At 50.4% G+C, this 22,285-nt stretch carries 18 protein-coding genes and 1 pseudogene; 18 read left to right on the top strand and 1 reads right to left on the bottom strand.

Features of this window, described 5'->3' with window-relative positions:
• Window positions 1-13: 13 nt before the first annotated feature.
• From mraZ to lpxC, 16 genes are all read left to right on the top strand, one after another.
• On the top strand, window positions 14-472 hold the full coding sequence (gene mraZ / locus ASC40_RS08095) for a division/cell wall cluster transcriptional repressor MraZ (protein ID WP_055439299.1): 459 nt from the start codon (window positions 14-16) through the stop codon (window positions 470-472).
• On the top strand, window positions 472-1,422 hold the full coding sequence (rsmH, locus tag ASC40_RS08090; protein ID WP_055439298.1) for a 16S rRNA (cytosine(1402)-N(4))-methyltransferase RsmH: 951 nt from the start codon (window positions 472-474) through the stop codon (window positions 1,420-1,422). The genes mraZ and rsmH overlap by 1 nt, the downstream gene beginning before the upstream one ends.
• Window positions 1,412-1,729, top strand: a complete 318-nt coding sequence (gene ftsL, locus ASC40_RS08085; protein WP_055439297.1) for a cell division protein FtsL — start codon at window positions 1,412-1,414, stop codon at window positions 1,727-1,729. Before rsmH ends, ftsL begins: the two co-directional genes overlap by 11 nt.
• On the top strand, window positions 1,726-3,468 hold the full coding sequence (locus ASC40_RS08080) for a peptidoglycan D,D-transpeptidase FtsI family protein (protein WP_425415071.1): 1,743 nt from the start codon (window positions 1,726-1,728) through the stop codon (window positions 3,466-3,468). Before ftsL ends, ASC40_RS08080 begins: the two co-directional genes overlap by 4 nt.
• The gene (gene murE / locus ASC40_RS08075; protein WP_055439295.1) at window positions 3,461-4,957 is read left to right on the top strand and encodes a UDP-N-acetylmuramoyl-L-alanyl-D-glutamate--2,6-diaminopimelate ligase; all 1,497 of its coding nucleotides are present in this window, start codon (window positions 3,461-3,463) and stop codon (window positions 4,955-4,957) included. The genes ASC40_RS08080 and murE overlap by 8 nt, the downstream gene beginning before the upstream one ends.
• A complete protein-coding gene (locus tag ASC40_RS08070) occupies window positions 4,954-6,393 on the top strand; it encodes a UDP-N-acetylmuramoyl-tripeptide--D-alanyl-D-alanine ligase (RefSeq protein ID WP_055439294.1) in 1,440 nt (479 codons plus the stop codon). The genes murE and ASC40_RS08070 overlap by 4 nt, the downstream gene beginning before the upstream one ends.
• The gene (mraY, locus tag ASC40_RS08065) at window positions 6,387-7,469 is read left to right on the top strand and encodes a phospho-N-acetylmuramoyl-pentapeptide-transferase (RefSeq protein WP_055439293.1); all 1,083 of its coding nucleotides are present in this window, start codon (window positions 6,387-6,389) and stop codon (window positions 7,467-7,469) included. The genes ASC40_RS08070 and mraY overlap by 7 nt, the downstream gene beginning before the upstream one ends.
• A gap of 4 nt (window positions 7,470-7,473) precedes the next feature.
• On the top strand, window positions 7,474-8,841 hold the full coding sequence (gene murD, locus ASC40_RS08060) for a UDP-N-acetylmuramoyl-L-alanine--D-glutamate ligase (protein WP_055439292.1): 1,368 nt from the start codon (window positions 7,474-7,476) through the stop codon (window positions 8,839-8,841).
• A 10-nt stretch (window positions 8,842-8,851) separates the two neighbouring features.
• Window positions 8,852-10,147: a cell division protein FtsW gene (gene ftsW, locus ASC40_RS08055; protein WP_055439291.1), complete on the top strand. Its 1,296-nt coding sequence runs from the start codon at window positions 8,852-8,854 to the stop codon at window positions 10,145-10,147.
• Window positions 10,144-11,244 carry an undecaprenyldiphospho-muramoylpentapeptide beta-N-acetylglucosaminyltransferase gene (murG, locus tag ASC40_RS08050; RefSeq protein ID WP_055439290.1) on the top strand — a complete coding sequence of 367 codons (1,101 nt, stop codon included), beginning with the start codon at window positions 10,144-10,146 and terminating at the stop codon, window positions 11,242-11,244. The genes ftsW and murG overlap by 4 nt, the downstream gene beginning before the upstream one ends.
• On the top strand, window positions 11,241-12,737 hold the full coding sequence (gene murC, locus ASC40_RS08045) for a UDP-N-acetylmuramate--L-alanine ligase (RefSeq protein ID WP_055439289.1): 1,497 nt from the start codon (window positions 11,241-11,243) through the stop codon (window positions 12,735-12,737). Before murG ends, murC begins: the two co-directional genes overlap by 4 nt.
• Entirely contained in the window at window positions 12,734-13,657 is a 924-nt protein-coding gene (locus ASC40_RS08040) for a D-alanine--D-alanine ligase (RefSeq protein ID WP_055439288.1), read from the top strand. Before murC ends, ASC40_RS08040 begins: the two co-directional genes overlap by 4 nt.
• A 1-nt stretch (window position 13,658) precedes the next feature.
• The gene (locus ASC40_RS08035) at window positions 13,659-14,384 is read left to right on the top strand and encodes a cell division protein FtsQ/DivIB (RefSeq protein ID WP_055439287.1); all 726 of its coding nucleotides are present in this window, start codon (window positions 13,659-13,661) and stop codon (window positions 14,382-14,384) included.
• 51 nt (window positions 14,385-14,435) lie between these two features.
• Window positions 14,436-15,668: a cell division protein FtsA gene (gene ftsA / locus ASC40_RS08030; RefSeq protein ID WP_055439286.1), complete on the top strand. Its 1,233-nt coding sequence runs from the start codon at window positions 14,436-14,438 to the stop codon at window positions 15,666-15,668.
• A gap of 64 nt (window positions 15,669-15,732) precedes the next feature.
• The gene (gene ftsZ, locus ASC40_RS08025) at window positions 15,733-16,959 is read left to right on the top strand and encodes a cell division protein FtsZ (RefSeq protein WP_055439285.1); all 1,227 of its coding nucleotides are present in this window, start codon (window positions 15,733-15,735) and stop codon (window positions 16,957-16,959) included.
• Window positions 16,960-17,066: 107 nt separating this feature from the next.
• Window positions 17,067-17,978 (top strand): UDP-3-O-acyl-N-acetylglucosamine deacetylase, encoded by a 912-nt coding sequence (gene lpxC, locus ASC40_RS08020; protein ID WP_055439284.1) that lies wholly within the window; start codon window positions 17,067-17,069, stop codon window positions 17,976-17,978.
• 158 nt (window positions 17,979-18,136) lie between these two features.
• Here lpxC and ASC40_RS08015 read toward each other — a convergent pair whose 3' ends face one another.
• Entirely contained in the window at window positions 18,137-18,622 is a 486-nt protein-coding gene (locus ASC40_RS08015; RefSeq protein WP_055439283.1) for a DciA family protein, read from the bottom strand.
• Between the two features lie 27 nt (window positions 18,623-18,649).
• On the opposite strand from ASC40_RS08015, the gene ASC40_RS08010 reads away from it, so the two are divergent.
• A complete protein-coding gene (locus ASC40_RS08010; protein ID WP_055439282.1) occupies window positions 18,650-19,582 on the top strand; it encodes a M23 family metallopeptidase in 933 nt (310 codons plus the stop codon).
• Window positions 19,583-19,617: 35 nt separating this feature from the next.
• Window positions 19,618-22,159, top strand: a pseudogene (secA, locus tag ASC40_RS08005) (preprotein translocase subunit SecA); the annotation flags it as partial.
• Between the last annotated feature and the right edge of the window lie 126 nt (window positions 22,160-22,285).

Below are 22,285 nucleotides of genomic sequence, written 5' to 3'. Positions count from 1 at the left end.
GTGGATCAAAACAATGTTTCGTGGCGCAGCAGCACTCAGTCTAGATGATAAAGGCCGACTGGCGATACCAGCAAAGTATCGCAAGAGTCTGCTTTTGGATTGTGACGGGCAAATGGTCTGCACCATTGACATTAAGCAACCCTGTTTATTGCTGTATCCGTTGCCGCAGTGGCAATTGATTGAACAGAAGCTCACCACCTTATCAAGCATGAACCCCGCAGAGCGTCGTCTTCAACGCCTGTTGTTGGGTCACGCCGAAGACTGCCAGATGGACAAAAATGGCCGTATTTTGATTGCGCCAACGTTGCGTCAACATGCGGATTTGAGCAAAAAGATCATGATTATTGGTCAGCTCAACAAGTTTGAACTTTGGTCAGAAGCGGCATGGCAAGAACAAATCGCAGCTGATATGGCTGCCGAGCAACAAGACGACTTGGCCCTTAGTGATCGACTACAAGACTTCTCATTATAATGACAACAGAAGCAGCGCAACACGTCTCGGTGTTGTTACAAGAGTCCATCGAGGCTCTTGCGATCAAACCAGACGGAATTTATTTAGATGCAACCTTCGGTAGAGGGGGGCACTCGCGCGCAATTCTGGCCCAATTAAACGCTCAAGGTAAATTATACGCACTCGATCGCGACCCCACCGCGATTGCAGCCGCTGAAGCCTTGCGCGATGACCCACGCTTTACCATTATCCACACTCCGTTCTCACGACTTGATGAGGTGCTTGAAGCGCAGCATTTGCGTGGCAAACTTGACGGTATTTTATTTGACCTTGGCGTTTCGTCCCCACAACTCGATGACGCCGACCGTGGTTTTAGTTTCATGCGCGAAGGCCCACTTGATATGCGCATGGACACCAGCTGTGGCCCCACTGCAGCCGACTTTTTGAATACCGCTAGCGCCGACGAAATTGCCTTTGTACTGCGTGAGTACGGTGAAGAACGTTTTGCATGGCGCATTGCTCAGGCCATTGTGCAGCAACGCGATGAGCAGCCACTACAAACCACCCGCGAGCTGGCGACCCTTATTGATAAAGCGGTGCCATTTAAAGACAAGCACAAGCACCCTGCTACTCGCAGCTTTCAAGGTATTCGAATTCACATTAACGGTGAACTGGATGAAATTGAAACAGCGCTAACCGCTGCCGTAAGTGGTTTAAAACCCGACGGCCGGTTAGCGGTGATTAGTTTTCACAGCTTAGAAGACCGCATGGTGAAGCGCTTTATGCGCGCTCAAGCGAAGGGCCGAGATATACCAGCTGGGCTGCCCATTCGCGATGCGGATTTTGATCGCGGCCAAACCCTGAAGTTAATAGGTAAAGCCATTAAGCCTTCGGCCGCCGAAACCAAACTCAACCCCCGCGCCCGCAGTTCGGTGCTACGAATCGCTGCGAGGTTAGATTATGAAAGCTAGCCGCGTACCTTCGTTAGTATCTGTTTTGTTTGATGATTTTCGCCAGCATCTGATGCTGGTTTTGCTGTTTTTGGCGGTCATCGCAACGGCTATGTCGGTTATTTACGTGTCGCACGGTCATCGCTTACTAACCAGTGAGCGTGACGAGCTGCTTTCCGCTCGTGACGATTTGGATATTGAATGGCGTCATTTACAAATTGAGCAAAACACGCTTACCGAACATAGCCGCGTGGCACGCATTGCTGAAGAACGCCTAAATATGGTGCGCGCTGAGGCTGAACAAGAGGTGCTCGTGCCATGGCAATGACACCAAAGACCAACCGCCGCGCCGTGAAAAAGGCGCAACCACACTTAAGCAAAGGCCGGTTTTATTTTGCCATGCTAGTGGTGCTTGGCGTGTTTGGTAGTTTGGTGGCGCGTGCCGCATATATTCAATTGATTGAGCCCGAGCGCTTAATTTACGAAGGCGACCGTCGTTCATTGCGGGCTGACGCAACCACGGTTCAACGTGGAAGCATTCTTGACCGCAATGGCCGCGAATTAGCGGTTAGTGTGCCAGTACAAACTGTATGGGCCGACCCTAAGCGAGTGCACGAGGGCAATGGTTTAGAAAATCGTGAACGTTGGCTCGCGCTGGCCGAGGTATTTCGTACCGACGTCAATGAATTACTCGATAAAGTAGCTGACCCAATGCGCCGGTTTGTTTACCTAGAGCGCAAAGTTACCCCAGGTGTGGCGGAGTTTGTACGGCAGCTAGAAATTCCGGGTGTGTATTTAAAAACCGAGTCACGACGTTTTTATCCAGCCGGTGAAGTTGCTGCTCATGTAGTGGGCTTTACCGACATTGATGGTCTCGGTATTGAAGGGTTAGAAGCTATTTATAATCAAGTTCTCACCGGTATTCCGGGTGAGCGTGTTTACCGTAAGGACGCAGCAGGACGGGTTGTTGAAGAAATTCGTGTCACCGAAGCGCAACAACCACAACAACTAACGCTGAGTATTGATCAACGTCTGCAATCACTGGCCTACGCTGAAGTCAAAAAGGCCGTGCGCTATCACCAAGCCACTTCAGGCTCGGCGGTGATTGTCGATGTGAAAACCGGCGAGGTGCTGGCGATGGTCAACAGCCCGTCCTACAACCCAAATAATCGCAACACCTTGCAGCCACACCGACTGCGTAACCGCGCTATTACCGATGCCTATGAACCGGGCTCAACGGTTAAGCCGTTGGCAGTTATTGCCGGCTTAGAAGCTGGAACCATTAAACCAAATGACGTTATTGATACCAGCCCAGGCTGGTTGCGCTTAGGTGGACGTCGGGTTAGTGACCCACGTAATCGTGGTCAACTCACTATTACACAAATTTTAGAGAACTCTAGCAACGTTGGCACTGCCAAAATCGCGTTAGACACAGGTATCAACAACATGTTGGATACTTATGCCGCGGTAGGTTTTGGGAACGACACAGGGGTAGCCATGTTGGGTGAGAGTTTTGGGGTGCTGCAGAATCGGCAGCGCTGGTCAGATTTTGAAATAGCAACACTGTCGTACGGCTATGGCATGTCAGCCACAACCCTGCAGTTGGCGCAAATGTACGCCATTATAGGTGCCGAAGGTGTGCGCCGGCCGTTGAGTATTCAACGGCGCGAAGCAGCTCCTGAGGGTGAACAAGTTATTTCGCCGCAAACGGCTCGGGCCGTCTTAGCAATGTTAGAAAGCGTGGTGGCGAACGGATCAGGTAGCCGTGCACAAGTTCGTGGGTACCGCGTAGCAGGTAAAACAGGTACGTCACGCAAAGCAGTTGCCGGTGGCTATGGCGATGAATATGTCACGCTGTTTGCCGGCATTGCGCCAGTGAGCGACCCACGGATTGCAGTGGTGGTGACCATTAACGAGCCTAGCGGCGATGAATATTACGGTAGCGAAGTGTCAGCCCCAGTATTTGCTGAAATTGTGGGTGACGCGCTTCGCGTCATGAATGTTCCGCCAGACAATCTGGCCGACACCGAATTAAAAGCAGCTGGCTTTGGAGGGAACCATGATTGAGTTGTTTACGTTACTTCCAGAGTATCCATTGCCGCTGCCGGCAATAAAAGTGGGCGGTATTAAACTCGATAGTCGCCAGGTTGCGCCACATGATGTGTTTGTGGCTGTGCCTGGCTACCAAAGTGATGGCCGCAACTTTATTGATGCCGCTATTAGTGCTGGGGCCAGTGTTGTGCTTGCTGACTCTGAAGCCGTGGGTATGGAGCAGCGCGGTAGCGCTTGGGTTATTGAAGTTCCACAATTAAAAAATCAGCTATCGGCCATTGCTGGGCGCTTTTTTCATGAGCCTTCACAGCGCCTGCAGGTAATAGGCGTTACCGGCACCAATGGCAAAACCTCGGTCACTTATTTAACAGCGCAGTTGCTGGAGCAGTTGGGCGTTCGCTGCGGCGTAATTGGTACTACGGGCAGCGGTTTTCCGGGCCAGTTATTACCTGAAAGTCATACCACGCCAGATGCAATTGCGGTGCAGCATCGGTTGCACGTGTTAGCCAGCGAAGGTGCCCAAGCAGTAGCCATGGAAGTGTCGTCGCACGCCTTAGTTCAGCGCCGTGTTGAACAAGTGCACTTTGCTGTTGGGGTGGCGACTAATATTAGTCGTGACCATTTGGATTATCACGGCACTATGGCCAATTATGCGGGTGCCAAACGTCGATTGTTTACCGAGCTTGATACCCAGCACAGCATTCTTAATGTTGATGACGCTGCGGTTGCAGCCTGGTTGCCCGACCGCACCGAAAGCTGGCGCTACAGCCTAACGCCGCAAAACGCGGCGCGCAGTTTGTGGGCTGCCGAGGTGCGCTATGCACAAGATGGCACTGAATTTACGTTAAATGTGCGTGTTGATAGCGAAACCGTGAGCACTCACGCAGTGCATTCGCCATTGTTAGGTGGGTTTAATGTTTACAATTTATTGGCCGCGTTAGCAGCGGTGATTAGCTTAGGGCATGACCCAGCGGCAGCCGCTGCAGCATGTGCCAATTTGCATGCGGTACCAGGCCGCATGGAAGCATTTACCGGCCCGCAACAGCCATTAGTTATTGTTGACTACGCACACACGCCGGATGCACTGCAGCAGGTGCTAACCGCTTTACGCCGGCATTGTCATGGCCAGTTATGGTGTGTGTTTGGTTGTGGTGGTGATCGTGACCGCGGCAAACGTCCACAAATGGGGGCCGTAGCAGCCGAGTTAGCAGATCAAGTGGTGGTTACCGACGATAACCCGCGAACCGAAGTGCCAGAACAAATTGTGCAAGATATTTTAGCCGGTATGCCAAGCCGTCAGCGCGTGCAGGTAATTATGGGTCGCGAAAACGCAGTGCGCCAAGTGATTGCGCAAGCGAAACCGCAGGACATTGTGGTACTTGCCGGCAAAGGCCATGAAGACTATCAAGTTATCGGCCAACAACGGTACGACTACGACGAGCGCAAACTGGTGGCAAAAATTATCGCGAATCCGACGACTTCATCTGAGGAGGCGCCAATATGATACGTATTGATTTGGCGTGGATTGCTGCTGCCGTCAATGGCCGTTTGGTCGGTGCTAACCGTACCTTAGACAGCGTAAGTACCGACACCCGTAAATTACCTAAAGAATGTTTGTTTATTGCTTTAAAAGGGCCAAATTTTGATGCCCATGACTTTATTGCGCAGGCAATTAAAGACGGCGCCAGTGCGTGTGTTGTCGAGCGCGAATTAAGTGCTGAAGAAGCACAAGGTGCGCCATATATTGTGGTGAAAGACACTCGTTACGCACTAGGGTTGTTAGGCGCTGCAGTAAAAGCATATGTCGCGCCAAAAACCATAGCCATTACTGGCAGCAGCGGCAAAACCACCGTCAAAGAAATGCTCGCAGCTATTTTAAGTCGCCGCGGTAAGGTGTTGGCCACCGCCGGTAATTTTAATAATGACATTGGCGTGCCGCTCACGTTATTGCGCCTAGAGCCACAGCATGAGTATGCGGTGATTGAATTAGGTGCCAACCATATTGGTGAAATTGCTTATACCACGGGTTTAACCCTGCCCGATGTTGCCATTATCAATAACGTCGCGCCGGCGCATGTGGAAGGCTTCGGTAGTGTGTATGGCGTGTACCAAGCTAAATCGGAAATATTTCGTGGCTTAGGTCCGAATGGCCTCGCCATGACCCCGTTTCATTCAGAGTTTGCGCAAGGTTGGGCGCAACAATTGGCGCACTTGAAGCATGAAACATTTGGCCAGGTTGTTAGTGAAAATGACACTGAACAGGGCGACCAAGCACAGCCAACAGTGCGTGCACGCAATATTCAATTGAATGCTCATGGTTGTGCTGAATTTGATGTTGAGCTTACCGGCGAAATGGCGCAGCAAGGGCATGTGGTGCTTAGCCTGCCGGGTTTACACAATGTTGACAACGCGCTCGTAGCTATTCGCGCTGCGATTGCGGTAGGGTGTGCGCTCGAAGACTGCCAACAAGCTTTGGCAAGCTTAACGCCGGTGGCAGGACGCTTAAACGTCATTTCTATCAACGACAATCTTCAACTGATTGACGACAGCTATAACGCGAACGTGGGCTCGGTGAAGGCTGCAATTAATATGCTAGCCGTGTATCCAGGTTACCGTTTACTGGTGCTCGGTGATATGGGTGAATTGGGCAGTGAAGCACGTGAGTATCATGCCGAGGTTGGCCAGCACGCGTTGCAAGCCGGCATTGATAATTTATTTACCCTTGGCGTGCTTAGTCAAAGTGCCAGTGAAGCCTTTAATGGGCAAGGCGGCCGCCATTTTTCGAGTTTGGAAAATTTACTAACGGCGGTGCGACAAGTTATTAGCGACCACAGCAGCAGGCAACTTGTCACTATTTTGGTGAAGGGCTCACGCAGTGCTCGCATGGAGCGTGTTATTGAAGCATTACAACAACAAACAGAAGGAAAGCACGCATGTTAGTGTGGTTAGCTGAATATTTAACCCAATTTGCGAGTGCGTTTAACGTTATCTCGTACTTAACCATGCGCGCCATATTAAGTGTCCTTACGGCATTGCTGGTTTCGCTGTGGATGGGACCAGCTTTAATTAAATACCTGAAACGCCTACAAATTGGCCAAGCGGTGCGTGATGACGGCCCGCAGTCGCACTTGAGCAAGTCCGGCACACCTACCATGGGGGGTGTGCTTATTATTGCGTCTATTGTGCTTTCTACCTTGTTGTGGGCTGATTTAACCAATCATTACGTGCAAGTTGTGCTTGGCGTTGTGCTGGGTTTTGGTGCGGTTGGCTTTGTTGATGACTACCGCAAAGTGGTGCAAAAAAACTCGCGTGGCTTGCCGGCCCGCTGGAAATACTTTTGGCAGTCACTTATTGCCACTGTTGCTGCAGTTTATTTGTACGCGCACGCTACTGTGGGTGCAGAAACACAACTGTTGGTGCCATTCTTTAAAGACGTCATGCCACAACTTGGTCTGATGTACATTGTGCTGGCTTATTTTGTGGTGGTTGGCACCAGTAACGCTGTTAACTTAACCGACGGGCTGGACGGCTTAGCCATTGTGCCAACCATTATGGTCGCCGGTGCTTTAGGGGTGTTTGCATATGCCTCGGGTAACGCCAACTTTGCCAGCTACCTCAATATTCCATTTTTGCCATTATCAGGCGAGCTACTGATTGTCTGTACCGCCATTTTTGGGGCCGGCTTAGGTTTTTTATGGTTCAACACTTACCCAGCCATGGTGTTTATGGGCGACGTGGGTTCGCTCACGCTAGGCGCTGCACTTGGAATTATTGCGGTGATGGTACGCCAAGAACTGGTGCTGTTTATTATGGGCGGTGTGTTTGTTATGGAAACTCTGAGCGTCATGTTGCAGGTGGGTTCGTACAAATTGCGCGGTAAACGGGTGTTTCGCATGGCACCTATTCACCATCACTATGAGCTCAAAGGGTGGCCAGAGCCACGGGTGATCGTTCGTTTTTGGATTTTGAGCTTGGTGTTTGTGCTCATCGGTTTAGCAACCTTGAAATTGAGATAAGCCAATGAAATTAGCTGCATTAGATAGTTACGAAACGATAGGCGTTGTCGGTTTAGGACAGACCGGGCTCTCGTGCGTGCGCTATTTGCTGCAGCGCGACATTGTACCGGTGGTGTTTGATACTCGCCAACAGCCGCCCGGCTTAGCTGAGCTTGAGCAACTTCACGCCGACATGGAAGTTCATACGGGGCCACTCGAAATTGAGCACGTACTTGGCCTTGATCTACTCGTTGTTAGCCCTGGCGTTGACTTGCGTTTGCCGGCCTTGCAGCTCGCCATAGACGCAGCCATACCCGTGGTCGGCGACATGGACTTATTCGCCCGCCATGCCAATAAACCAGTGCTTGGTATTACCGGCTCCAACGGCAAATCTACGGTGACCCGCTTGGTGGCTGATTTATTAACTGCGGCGGGTAAAAAAGTCGCCATGGGCGGCAATATCGGCGTGCCAGTGTTGGACTTAGTTGGCCAACCTGCCGATGTGTTTGTGTTAGAGCTTTCTAGTTTTCAGTTAGAGCTTATGCATGACTTGCACCTTCGCGGCGCAACCCTGCTAAACATTAGCGATGATCACATGGACCGTTACAACGATTTACGTGATTACTCAAATGCGAAACATCGAATTTATAACCGCACTGATGTTGCTGTGTGGAACCGTGAACAAGAGATGACCGCGCCGGCGCTGATACCACTGAACGCCCATGTGACCTTTGGCCTTAACCCAAGCGAAGAGCGTGGTCCAGATATGTTTGGCCTGCGTCAAATAGATGGCGATATCGTGATTGAGTTTTCCGGCGAGCCATTGGTACGAGCCAGCGAATTAAAAATTACCGGAACCCACAACCTGCTCAATGTGCAAGCAGCATTGGCATTGGTGTATAGCGTTGGGGTAAATCCGCCGGATGTTATTGGCGCTTTAAAACAATTTAAAGGCTTGCCGCATCGTTGCGAACCGCTTGGCGAAGTCAATAAAGTGCAGTGGGTGAATGACTCCAAAGCCACCAATATAGGTGCCGCCGAAGCTGCTATTTTCGGCCTGCGGCCGCTGGTGTCGGGAAAGCTAATACTTATTGCTGGCGGCGATGGCAAAGGCGCTGATTTTAGTCACTTCCGTGCTGCGTTACAGCAGGTGGACGTGGTGATTGTGTTTGGCAAAGACGCAGAGCGTATTGCTAATCAAGTACAACACGCAGTACGTGTGACAACTCTGGAGCAGGCCGTGACAACGGCCGCCGAACTGGCCGATGCCAACAGCATGGTGTTGTTATCACCAGCGTGCGCCAGTTTAGACATGTTTAAAAATTATGAGCATCGTGGCGACGAATTCCGTCGCCTGGTAATGCAATTAACGGCAACAACGAAAAGTAACTAAGGCACATAACATGGTCGCAAAAGCGCATAAAGCGCGCACTTCACATAACAACGAGCAGCAGCTCGAGCTGGGCATTCAGGCAGCCCCTGATTTTGCTCAGCCGACGTTGTGGCAGCGTTGTCGTGACTGGTGGGCGGCCGACAGCAACCTGCTTTATGACCGTGTGCTTATTTGGTTAACCCTAACACTCATTGCGATTGGATTAATTATGGTTAGCTCAGCGTCGTTCCCAGCTGCAGAGCGTTTAACCGGCAACCCGTTTCACTTTGTACTGCGACATGGCTTGTACGTGTTGTTAGGGCTTAGTTTGCTGTTTACCGTGATGCAAATACCAATTAGCTGGTGGCATAACGGCAGTGGTGTGCTGTTGCTGATTTCACTTGGTATGTTAGCCATGGTGTTAGTGATTGGTCATGAAGTAAACGGCGCAAAACGTTGGATAAAATTCGGCCCGCTGACATTGCAGGTTGCCGAGGTCGCCAAGTTATTCTTTGTAATTTATATGTCGAGTTACCTCACCCGTCGCGTGGATGAAGTGCAAGACAACATGCGCGGTTTCTTGAAACCGATGGTGGTGTTGTTCTTATTCGCGGTACTGTTGCTATCGCAGCCCGACTTTGGCTCATTAGTCGTAATGACCTGTATTGTCATTGGCATGTTGTTTTTGGCAGGCGCCAGAATTTGGCAGTTCTTTGCGGTCATGATGGTATTGGTAAGCGGTATGGTGCTGCTCATTGTCAAAGAACAGTATCGTATGCGCCGCATCTTATCGTTTATGGACCCCTGGCAAGACCCGTTTGGTAGCGGTTATCAACTGACACAGTCGCTGATGGCATTTGGCCGTGGTGACTGGTTTGGCCAAGGTCTTGGTAATAGCATACAAAAATTACAATATTTGCCTGAGGCGCATACCGACTTCATCATGGCCGTTGTTGGCGAAGAGCTCGGCTTCTTTGGCATTATCTTGGTGTTGGTACTGTCGTTTATGCTAGTGCTGCGTACTATGCAGCTTGGTCGCAAGGCCTTGGTTGCCGGCCATCAGTATGGTGGTTTTGCAGCCTACGGCATTGGTATATGGTTTGCATTCCAGGCCATGGTGAACATTGGTGCAGCTATTGGTTTGCTGCCCACCAAGGGCCTAACACTACCTTTGATTAGTTACGGCGGTACCAGTTTACTGATTAGTTGTATTGCCGTGGGCATTTTATTGCGCCTGGATTACGAAGTGCGGGTAAGCCAAGTAAAAGTAACGCCACGTCGGCGTGCTAGCACGCGCTCACTTGCTAAAGCCGGGGGTGCAGCATGAACCGTATTATGATTGCCGCTGCAGGTACCGGAGGCCACGTTTTTCCAGCTCTTGCTGTTGCCGAACAGTTACGTAGTTACGGTTGGCAAGTGGTATGGCTGGGAACCACCGAGCAACGCCTAGAAAGCCGAGTAGTACCGCAAGCTGGATTTAAATTAGAGCAAATAGCCATGCAAGGCGTGCGTGGCCATGGTTTGCTGCGCAAACTTACAATGCCGTGGCGCTTATTCAAAGCATTTTTACAGTGCCGTAAGTTGCTGAAACAACATCAATCACAATTGCTGTTGTCTTTTGGTGGCTATGTGTGCGGGCCGGCAGGTTTAGCCGCGCGCTCGCTCGGTGTGCCATTATTGGTGCACGAGCAAAATGCGGTGGCAGGCATGACCAATAAGTTACTTGCACGCTTCGCTGATCATGTCATGGTCGGCTTTACTGCAGCTAAAGAGCAATTGCCACAGGCGGAAGTTACCGGTAACCCGTTGCGTGCAGCTTGGCTGCAACCCGTACCCGAGCAATCACACGAGGGCTTACGCGTGCTAATTGTTGGCGGTAGCCTAGGGGCGCAAGCATTAAATGAAGCGGTACCCGCTGCCGTGGCGCAGTTGCCCGAACCTATACTGCAGCAATTAACCGTGCAGCACCAATGTGGACAGGGCCGTGTAACGGCAGTACAAGCCGCTTATCAGAATACGCCGGTACAAGTACAGGTAGATGAGTTTATAACCGATATGCACAGCGCATACAGCAACGCCGATGTGGTTATTTGTCGAGCTGGCGCGTTAACCGTGGCGGAGCTAGCTGTGGTAGGCACGCCGGCCATTTTTGTGCCATTGCCGCACGCAGTTGATGATCACCAAACCGCCAATGCCGGTGAATTAGTTCATGCCGAGGCGGCCCGCTTGTTACCACAAAGCGAATTAGTCCAAATAACTCCGTTGGTGACATTACTCAACGAGCTTCTTAGTGACACGGAGTTGCGCACAACCATGCGGCAAAATGCTAAACATGCCGCGTACCCAGCGGCAACGGAAGCCGTGGTGAACCAATGCGAGCGCTGGGCGAACCCAGAACAGTTAAAGGTAGGCAGTAAATCATGAGTGAAATGAGTCGTCATCAATACTTCCAAGGTAACCCGCCGCTTATGCGTCGCGTGTCACATATTCACTTTTTGGGAATAGGTGGCGCGGGCATGGCGGGTATTGCCGAAGTATTGTTGAACCAAGGTTATGCTATTAGCGGCTCAGATATGGCAGAAAGCGCCAATACATCGCGCTTGCGCGAACTTGGCGCAACCGTGTTTATAGGCCACCATGCGGCCAATATCAAAGATGCCAATGTCATGGTCGTGTCGTCTGCCATTAAAGCTGATAATCCGGAAGTCATTGCCGCGAAAGAACAAAATGTTCCGATTGTGCGCCGGGCAGAAATGCTTGCTGAACTCATGCGTTTTCGTTACGGCATTGCTATTGCCGGTACGCATGGCAAAACCACCACCACCAGTTTAATTGCGAGTTTATTTGCAGCCGACGAACGTGACCCAACCTTTGTTATTGGTGGCCTCTTAAAAGGTGCCGGTGCAAATGCTCGTTTAGGTACCAGTAAATACTTGATTGCCGAAGCCGATGAATCTGATGCGTCATTCTTGCATTTGCAGCCAATGGTTTCGGTGGTGACGAACATTGAAGCCGACCACATGGACACCTATGAAGGCGACTTTAATAAGCTACTGGATACCTATTTAGAATTTTTACACAACCTGCCGTTTTACGGTTTGGCCGTAATGTGTGTTGATGACCCTGTCGTGCGTGACTTAATTCCGCGGGTAGGTCGCCAAGTGGTCACTTACGGATTTCATGAAGATGCCGACGTGCGCGCTGATAATTACCGTCAGCAGGGGGGCAAAAGTACCTTCACCGTTTACCGAAATGGGCATAAGCCGCGCGAGGTTACCGTTAATTTGCCGGGTAAACATAACGTGCTCAATGCATTAGCGGCCATTGCGGTGGCCAGTGACGAAAGCTTAAACGACGACGCTATTTTTGCGGCACTTGAACAATTTGGTGGTATTGGCCGTCGCTTTGAGCACTTGGGTGTTTTTGCTCGTGAGCATGATGGTAAACAAGGTGACGTTTTGCTGGTCGATGATTATGGTCACCATCCTTCAGAAGTGGCTGCCACCATTGCAGCGGCACGCGCAGGGTGGCCTGAACGGCGCATTGTCATGGCTTTTCAGCCACATCGCTACTCGCGCACGCGTGACTTGTTTGATGACTTTGCCGCCGTGCTTAGTGAAGTTGATGTGTTGCTGCTACTTGACGTGTACAGCGCTGGCGAAGCGCCGGTAACAGGCGCCGACAGTCGCGCTCTAGCGCGGGCAATTCGTTTGCGCGGAAAAATTGAGCCTATATATGTGGGAGATCGCAGCGAGTTATACACCGTGCTCGCTGACGCTCTTCGCCCTAATGACCTTATGCTGGCGCAGGGGGCCGGTAATATTACCACTATTGCACGTGACCTAGTGGCGACAGAATTAGCACCAACGGCATTACGAGAAAAAGCCAAATCACTCGAAGGAGAACAAAGCTCATGAGTCAGGGCAATTCGTTCGGCAAGGTAGCCGTTTTGTGTGGTGGCCATTCAGCAGAGCGCGAAGTATCGTTGCGCTCTGGGCAAGCCGTGCTCACAGCGTTGCAACAACAGGGCATTGACGCCCACGCGTTTGACCCAGCAGAGCAGCCGTTAACAGCACTCATAAACGAACAATTTGAACGCGCATTTATTGTATTACATGGGCGCGGCGGGGAAGACGGTAGTATACAAGGTGCGTTGCAGTATTTGGGCATTCCATACACAGGTAGTGGCGTGTTAGGGTGCGCGCTAGCCATGGATAAAGTACGCACCAAACAAGTGTGGCAAGCGGCCGGTTTACCGGTTGCGGCAAGCGCAGTGATCACGCGAAACAAAGCCGTAGATTGGGAAAGCTTGATAGACGAGCTAGGTGGCAAGGTAATGGTGAAGCCGGCGCAAGAGGGCAGCAGTATTGGTATGAGCCCAGCGAACAGTGCCGAAGAATTGCAACAAGCAGTGGCTTTAGCACACCGCTATGACAACGAAGCCTTGGTAGAAAGCTGGCTAAGTGGGCCAGAGTATACGGTCTCAATTTTGGGCGACCAAGCATTGCCAGCTATTCGGGTGCAGTCGACCCATGAATTTTATGACTATGATGCTAAATACCAAGCGGGTGATACGCAATACCATTGTCCCGCTGGCTTGTGTGAACTTGAAGAACGCGCGCTAGAGCAGTTAGCGGTAACCGCATTTCGCGCGCTCGGCGGTCGTGGCTGGGGCCGCATTGATGTGATGTGCGACCAAGACGGGAACTTTAAATTGCTTGAAGCCAATATGGTTCCAGGCATGACCACAAAAAGCTTAGTGCCAATGGCAGCGAAAGCAGTGGGCTTAAGTTTTGAGCAATTAGTGCGACGCATACTCGAACAAAACGAGGTGTAAAGTGGCGGCAGTACGCTGGCAGTTTTGGCTAGGATTTAGCTTTTTTATCAGCGTAGTCGTCGGGGCGATAGCCGGTGCTGTGTCGTTATATTACTTGGCTATGGATGCCAACGAAGTGCCGTTAAAACGTTTGGTAGTGCAGGGGGAACTGCATTATCTCGATCGCACAGAAGTGCGACAAGCGTTAGCCGGTGAGCCGTTAGGGAGCTTTTTCTCGGCCGATGTGGATGTGATTCGCGAGCGTTTAGAAGCACACCCTTGGATAGCACAGGCGTCGGTGCGCAAAGAATGGCCAGATGTGTTGCGGGTATTTGTGGTGGAGCAACAACCGTTAGGGCACTGGAATGAACAGCAACGCCCAAATGCTTTAGTTACCCGTGATGGGGAGGTGTTTGAGGTAGATAAAACAGAAATAGACGTGCTATTGCCTAAGTTATCTGGGCCTGAGCACGCCGTGAAAGAAACAGTTGAGCAATATCAGCAAGTGCATGAGTTGCTTGAACTAAACGGCCACACAGTAGTGGCATTAACCTTAACCGAGCGGTTTGCCGTAGACGTGGAGTTAATGTCGGGCATTAAGCTACATATTGGCCGCGAAGGATTATTGGAGCGAGTACAGCGATTTATAGACTTGTTCCCGACAATTATTCGGCACAAAACACAGCCGATAGATTATGTCGATTTACGATATGACACCGGCGTTGCGGTGGCCTGGAAACAGCAATAGAAACAGCGTTAAAAAGTACAACAAGCAGACATAAAAAGAGAGCATAACAGCATGTCAAAAGCAGCAGAACGCAACATGGTCGTAGGACTAGATATAGGCACCAGTAAGGTGGTTGCGCTTATTGGCGAGGTAATGCCTGACGCTGAAATTAGCGTTATTGGCGTAGGCGCGGCAGCTGCGCGTGGCATGGACAAAGGCGGCGTGAATGACTTGAACCTGGTGGTGCAGTCTATTCAACGCGCCATTGAAGAAGCCGAACTCATGGCAGACTGCCGTGTGGCTTCGGTGTATTTGAATATATCTGGTCGCCATATTGCCTGCCAAAACGAGTCAGGCATGGTGCCGATTAACGAAGCCGAAGTAACACAAGACGACGTGGACAGCGTGATTCACGCCGCCAAGTCGGTGCCTATTGCCCAAGAGCGCCGTATTCTGCACGTACTGCCGCAAGAGTTTATTATCGACTCGCAAGAAAGCATTAAAAGCCCGATTGGTATGTCGGGTGTGCGTATGGAAGCCAAAGTACACATTATTACCTGCGCCAACGACATGGCGAAAAACATTGTCAAAGCGGTAGAGCGTTGTGGCTTAACTGTTGACCGCTTAATTTTTTCAGCGCTAGCGTCCAGCTATGCGGTGCTGACTGAAGACGAAAAAGATCTTGGCGTAGCCTTGGTTGATATGGGCGCCGGCACCATCGATATTAATATTTATACCGGCGGCGTGTTGCGCCATACGGCAGTTATTCCGGCGGCCGGTAATCAGGTAACGAGTGATATCGCGAAAATATTCCGCACCCCGCTGAACCACGCCGAAGAAATAAAAACCAAATACGCATGTGCGTTGCGCGAATTAGTCAGCAAAGACGACAACATTGAAGTGCCTTCAGTGGGCGGACGCCCATCACGCACCATGCAACGTCATATTTTGGCCGAAGTGGTAGAGCCGCGTTATCAAGAATTGTTTGAATTAATTCGCGATCAAATCAACCAAAGCGGCTTAGAAGATCAAATTGCAGCAGGTATTGTGCTCACCGGAGGTTGCGGCCGCATGGAAGGAGCCATTGAATTTGCAGAAGAAATATTTCAAATGCCAGTGCGCTTAGGTGAGCCACTTGGTATGCAAGGCTTGAGCGATTACGTGCAAGATCCAACCTATGCAACAGCGGTTGGGTTGTTACGTTATGGCCAGGAAGATGTCCAAAACCGTCAACAAGAAGCGAGCACAACAAACGTTATAGGTATGGGGAAACGTTTGCTGAGCTGGTTTAAAGGCGAATTTTAAGCAAAACAACGTTTTGGATATTTGTTAAGGGGTTGTACAATAAGCAGGTTAAAGGAGAAACAACATGTCTGAAGTATTCGAAGTAGTCGACAACTTTGATACAGACGCGGTGATTAAAGTCATCGGCGTCGGTGGCGGCGGAGGTAACGCTGTCAAACATATGATTAACGAGTCTATTGAAGGTGTGCAATTTATTGTTGCCAACACCGATGCGCAAGCGTTGCGTAATCATGGGGCTCATTCAACCATTCAATTGGGTACCGACATCACCAAAGGCCTTGGTGCTGGTGCGAACCCAGAAATTGGCCGTCAAGCAGCCGAAGAAGCACGCGACGAAATTCGTAAGCAGTTGCAAGGTGCTGACATGGTCTTTATTGCCGCCGGTATGGGCGGTGGTACCGGTACGGGTGCGGCGCCAGTGGTGGCTGAAGTAGCACGCGAACTGGGTATTTTGACTGTGGCCGTGGTCACCAAACCATTCCCGTTTGAAGGTCAGCGCCGTATGGCTGCGGCGAAAGAAGGTATTGACCAGTTGGCGCGTAACGTTGACTCGTTAATTACCATTCCAAACGAGAAGCTTTTGAAAGTTTTAGGTAAAGGCACCAGTCTGCTAGATGCATTTGCAAAGGCAAACGACGTATTATTAGGCGCTGTACAAGGTATTTCAGACTTAATTACCCGCGACGGCCTGATCAACGTCGACTTTGCAGACGTACGTGCGGTAATGCGCGAAATGGGTACCGCCATGATGGGTACCGGTATTGCGCGTGGTGAAGACCGTGCTCAAGAAGCCGCAGAAATGGCTATCAACAGCCCGCTACTGGAAGACATCGACTTGTCGGGTGCACGTGGTGTGTTGTTGAACATTACCGCTGGCATGGACTTGAGCATGGAAGAATTTGAAATTGTCGGTAACGTGGTTAAAGGCTTTGTGTCTGAAAACGCAACAGTTATTGTTGGTACCGTTATCGATATGGATATGTCAGAAGAGTTGCGCGTTACGGTTGTAGCAACCGGTATTGGTGGCGAACGAAAGCCAGATATTTCGCTGGTGAACCGTCGTGAACCAGCACCAAGCTACGGCCAGCGTACGTCTACTGCACCAAGTGCCCCGCAAGGTGGTTACAGCAATGCAGCGACGGCACGCAAGATGGAACCGGAACTTGATGACGAGCCAATGGAAGAAGAACCTGTGGTAAGCAGCAAACCAGCCGCTAAGCCTCAGGCGAATCAAGGCAAAGACATGGATTATCTGGATATTCCAGCGTTCTTACGTCGCCAAGTCGATTAAGAACTGCTAGATGTTGCGGTTTTTTAGATAATCCGGTAAACTATTGCGCCTTTTGCTAGTCAAAAGACTCAATGGCTTCTTTGACTTTAAGATTAAGAAGAGCGGACATGATTAAACAACGTACAATCAAACAGCCTATTGCAACCACAGGTGTGGGCCTGCATAAAGGCAACAAGGTTCAGCTAACGCTGCGCCCAGCGCCTGTGAATACAGGGTTGGTGTTTCGCCGTGTAGACTTGAACCCTGCTGTTGATATTCCTGCTAACGCTGAGTTAGTGCGGGATACGCGTATGTGTACCTGTCTGATCAACGATGACAACGTGCGCGTGTCGACAGTGGAGCATTTATTGGCCGCTATTGCTGCAATGGGCATCGATAACTTAATCATTGAAGTTGATAGCCATGAGATTCCGATCATGGATGGTAGCTCTCACCCCTTTATTTACCTGCTGCAGAGCGCGGGCATTGAAGAGCAGGGCGCAGCGAAAAAGTTTATCAAAATCAAACAGCCAATTCGGGTTGAAGAAGACGACAAATGGGCGGAACTGTTACCCCATGACGGGTTCCGCATCGATTTTGCCATCGATTTCGACCATCCAGCCATTGCCGACACTGGCCAAGTGGTTAGCATTGACTTTAGCAGCAGCAATTTCATCAAAGAAATTAGCCGTGCGCGTACCTTTGGCTTTATGAAAGACATCGAAATGTTGCGCGCCAACAACTTGGCGCTTGGCGGCAGCTTTGATAATGCCGTGGTGCTTGATGAATTCCGTATTCTTAACAGCGACGGCTTGCGCTATGACGACGAATTCGTCAAGCACAAAGTACTCGACGCCATTGGCGATTTGTACATGGGCGGTTATGCCATTTTGGGTAACTTGCGAGCGTTTAAGTCGGGCCATGCGTTGAACAACAACTTGTTGCGTGCTGTGTTGCAAAATCAAGAAGCGTGGGAATTCGTCACCTTTGACGACGAAGCCACCGCGCCTATTGCGTTCGCCACCCCAGCGCTGGCGTAGCCCGGCGTTCTACGCCGGGTGGTGCGCAGCACCGTTAATCTCGACGAACATCATTGATATTCTCTCGACGAACATCATTGATATTCTTTCGACGAACATCATTGATATCCATTAGGCATTAACCGTGGCTACGCCACGTCCCGGCGTAAAACGCCGGGCTACAGCTCATACTTATCGGCTAGCGCGAGCAGCTGGGAGCGTAGCGGTTCTTCGCATAATTCCGCTTGTTCACGCAGCTTTCTTACGGCTTCGTTTTCTTTCGGGGCTTCAGGCTTCGTCTCTATAATGTCTGTTTTTTGAACGGCTTGCAGTGCGGTTTGCGCACTGGCGTGAGTGCCTGGCCGCACCCGCACTTCCAAGTCAGTGATCGGTAACGTAGATCCTGACTGAAAATACGTTATAATGCGTCCTTGCTGTTGTTTCAGGCGGCTTGCCAAGGCAGCCGAAGATACTTCCAGCACGAGGGTGTGCGCACGAACCGACACCACTTTACAATGTGCCAACATAGGCGACAGCTGCAATGCATCAAAACAATGTTGCAATTGCTGTTGCCAGAGTTGGTATTGCTCGGTAAAGTCAGTAAAACGCGCTAAGCGTTGACGGCCGAACAATTGTTGTATATCGCGTGGTCGTTTACGTGCCATAAATAATAATACGCAGCGAGAGATTGCATGAGTTTATCAGTCTTCTACCGAGGCTCCAAAGTAAAATTCAGCTTCGAGCTAAGCCGTCGACGGATGTTGTCGCTGGCGGGCTTAGCTGCGCTTGGTGCGGTGGCATTGGCAAAACCATGGGCACCGGCACAGCTTGACGTGAAAGCCGCGCAAGCAAAAATTAACGATGAGAAGATTGCACTTGCCGCCCAGCAAGAAGTTGTTCGTGAGCTTAAAAACGAAACCGAGAAAAAGCTTACCGCAATGACGATTTATTTGGGCGAAATGCAGTCGCAGCTTCGTCGCTTAGATGCACTTGGGCAGCGGTTAGCCTCGGTCGCCGATCTCGACAACGGTGAATTCGCATTTACCGAGTCTCAAGGTGACATCATGGGTGGCCCAGAGGCGTCCATTTTAGATGCGCCACGTGTTGATGGTCGTGATGTTATCGACCAAATTGAAAACATGATGGGACAACTGTCAGAGAAACAAAAACAGCTTGCCCTACTTGAGTCTGTGATGATGAGTCACCATATCTCAGCAGAGAGCTATATTGCTGGCCGTCCAATTGAGTCTGGCTGGTTATCGTCACAATATGGCATTCGTAAAGACCCCTTCAATGGCCAACCGGCTATGCACAAAGGGTTAGACTTTGCCAGCTTGGAAGAAGGTGCTGGCGTGTTCGCAACTGGGGCTGGTGTTGTGACGTGGGCCGGCGAGCGCTCAGGTTACGGTAAACTTATTGAGATTGACCACGGCGGTGGCTTAAAAACCCGTTATGGTCATAGTAAAGAATTGTTGGTGAAAGAAGGCGATGTGGTAACGCGCGGCCAGAAGATTGCGCTTATCGGTAGTACGGGCCGCTCTACGGGGCCTCACGTTCATTACGAAGTACTGCGTAATAATCGTCAAATTGACCCATACAAATTTGTCTATCGTGACGCTGATTAAGCGTCACGGTTGTCACAACAGGAACTAAAACTCACATGTTAGGTAGTCTATTTCGTAAGGTATTTGGTAGCCGCAACGACCGTATCCTCAAAGGTCTGCAGAAAAAAGTTCAACAAATCAACGCCATCGAGCCCGAATTTGAAGCGCTCAGCGACGAAGAGCTCAAGCAAAAAACAGTCGAATTTAAGCAGCGTGTTGAACAGGGCGAAAACCTAGATAATTTGCTGGTTGAAGCCTTTGCCACCGTGCGTGAAGCATCAAAGCGCGTGTTTAAAATGCGCCATTTCGATGTGCAGCTAGTGGGCGGGATGATCTTAAACGACAATCGCATTGCTGAAATGCGCACCGGTGAAGGTAAAACCTTAACCGCAACCTTGTCGGCCTACCTAAACGCCCTAAGTGGTAAGGGCGTACACATTGTGACGGTGAACGACTACTTAGCACGTCGTGACGCCGAAACGAACCGCCCGTTGTTTGAGTTTCTTGGTTTAACCGTTGCGTTTAATATTCCAGGCATGAACCCGCAAGCCAAGCGTGAAGCTTATGCGGCCGATATTACCTATGGCACCAACAACGAATTTGGCTTTGATTACCTGCGCGACAACATGGCGTTTAGCCCGCAAGATCGCGTTCAGCGCGAATTAAACTATGCCATTGTCGACGAAGTTGACTCTATTCTAATTGACGAAGCGCGTACGCCATTGATTATTTCTGGTGCCGCGGAAGACAGCTCGGACATGTACATTAAAATGAATGACATTGTGCCGTTGCTGCAACAGCAGGAAAAAGAAGACACCGAAGAAGAGCGTGGCGAAGGCGACTTCACTATCGACGAGAAGTCGAAACAAGTGCACATGACCGAAAACGGCCAAGAGCGCGTGGAAGAAATTTTGAAAGAGCGCGGCATGCTGGCCGAAGATGACTCACTGTTCTCAGCGGCAAATATTACCTTGCTGCACCACGTGAATGCCGCATTGCGCGCGCACCACTTGTTCCAAAAAGACGTTGATTACATTGTCAAAGACGACCAAATTGTTATTGTTGATGAGCACACCGGCCGTACCATGGAGGGCCGCCGTTGGTCAGAAGGTTTACACCAAGCTATTGAAGCCAAAGAAGGTGTGAAAATTCAGAATGAAAACCAGACATTAGCGTCGATTACCTTCCAGAACTATTTCCGTTTATATACCAAGCTAGCCGGTATGACCGGTACTGCAGACACCGAAGCCTTCGAGTTTCAGTCAATTTATGGTTTAGAAACGGTGGTTATTCCAACCAACCGCCCAATGATTCGTGATGACCGCGCCGACTTAATCTTTATTAGTGCGGAAGAAAAATACGAAGCCATTGTGGCCGACATTGAAGAATGCCGTGCGGCCAAGCGCCCTGTTTTGGTGGGTACTATTTCGATAGAGTCTTCAGAGCTGCTGTCACGGTTGTTGAAGAAAAAGAAAATTCCACATAACGTGTTGAACGCCAAGTTTCACGCCCGTGAGGCGGAGATTGTTGCACAAGCCGGCTTGCCAGGCGCAGTGACAATTGCTACCAACATGGCCGGTCGTGGTACCGATATTGTGTTGGGCGGTAACTTACAAACCGAAATTTCAGAGCTCAAAGAGCCAACGCCAGAAAAAATTGAACAACTGAAAGCTGCATGGCAAGAACGTCATGACGCCGTTATTGAAGCAGGTGGCTTGCATATTATTGGTACTGAGCGTCACGAGTCACGCCGTATTGATAACCAGTTACGTGGTCGTTCAGGTCGCCAGGGTGACCCAGGTTCATCACGCTTTTATCTGTCACTGGAAGACTCACTCATGCGTATGTTTGCGTCTGATCGCATGGCGACCATGATGAAGCGCCTTGGCATGAAGCGTGGCGAAGCAATTGAACACCCGTGGGTAAGCCGTGCCATTGAAAACGCGCAACGCAAAGTAGAAGGCCGCAACTTTGATATTCGTAAGCAATTGCTCGAGTACGATGACGTAGCCAACGACCAACGTAAAGTGGTTTACGAGCAACGTAACGAGTTGCTTGACGAAGGCGATATTTCAGAAACCATTACGGTTATTCGTGAAGACGTTATTGAGCGCGTTATTAACGAATACATTCCACCAGGTTCACTGATTGAAATGTGGGATGTTCCAGGCCTAGAAGAGCGTTTGCGCGCTGATTTCGCGGTCGACTTGCCAGTGGGCAAGTGGCTAGACGAAGACGCCAAAATGCACGAGGAAATTTTGCGCGAGCGTATTCTTGAGTCGTTAGTAACAGCTTACAAAGAAAAAGAAGAGATGGTTGGCGAACAAGTGCTACGTCAGTTTGAAAAAACCATCATGCTGCAAAGCCTAGACATGCACTGGAAAGAGCACTTGGCAGCCATGGACCATCTGCGTCAAGGTATTCATCTGCGCGGTTATGCTCAGAAGAACCCAAAACAAGAGTACAAGCGCGAAGCCTTTGAATTATTTGCTGACATGCTTGAGGCCTTGAAGCTTGAAGTCATTACTATTCTAAGTAAGGTTCGGGTTCGGGCCGAAGAAGACGTTGAAGCGGTAGAAGCGAAGCGCCGCGCCGCCGAAGCTGCACAGCAAAAAGAGTTTCAACATCAAGGCACACCAACAAGCGGCACGGATAGCGCAGCAGCGCAAGGCCCAGCGCAAGCGAAGCCAGATGTAGGCCGCAATGAGCCATGCCCATGTGGTT

Source organism: Pseudidiomarina woesei (genome assembly GCF_001418345.1).
Lineage (GTDB): Bacteria > Pseudomonadota > Gammaproteobacteria > Enterobacterales > Alteromonadaceae > Pseudidiomarina > Pseudidiomarina woesei.
The sequence above is the reverse complement of the archived record's forward strand: the minus strand, read 5'-3'. Positions and strand labels throughout refer to the sequence as shown.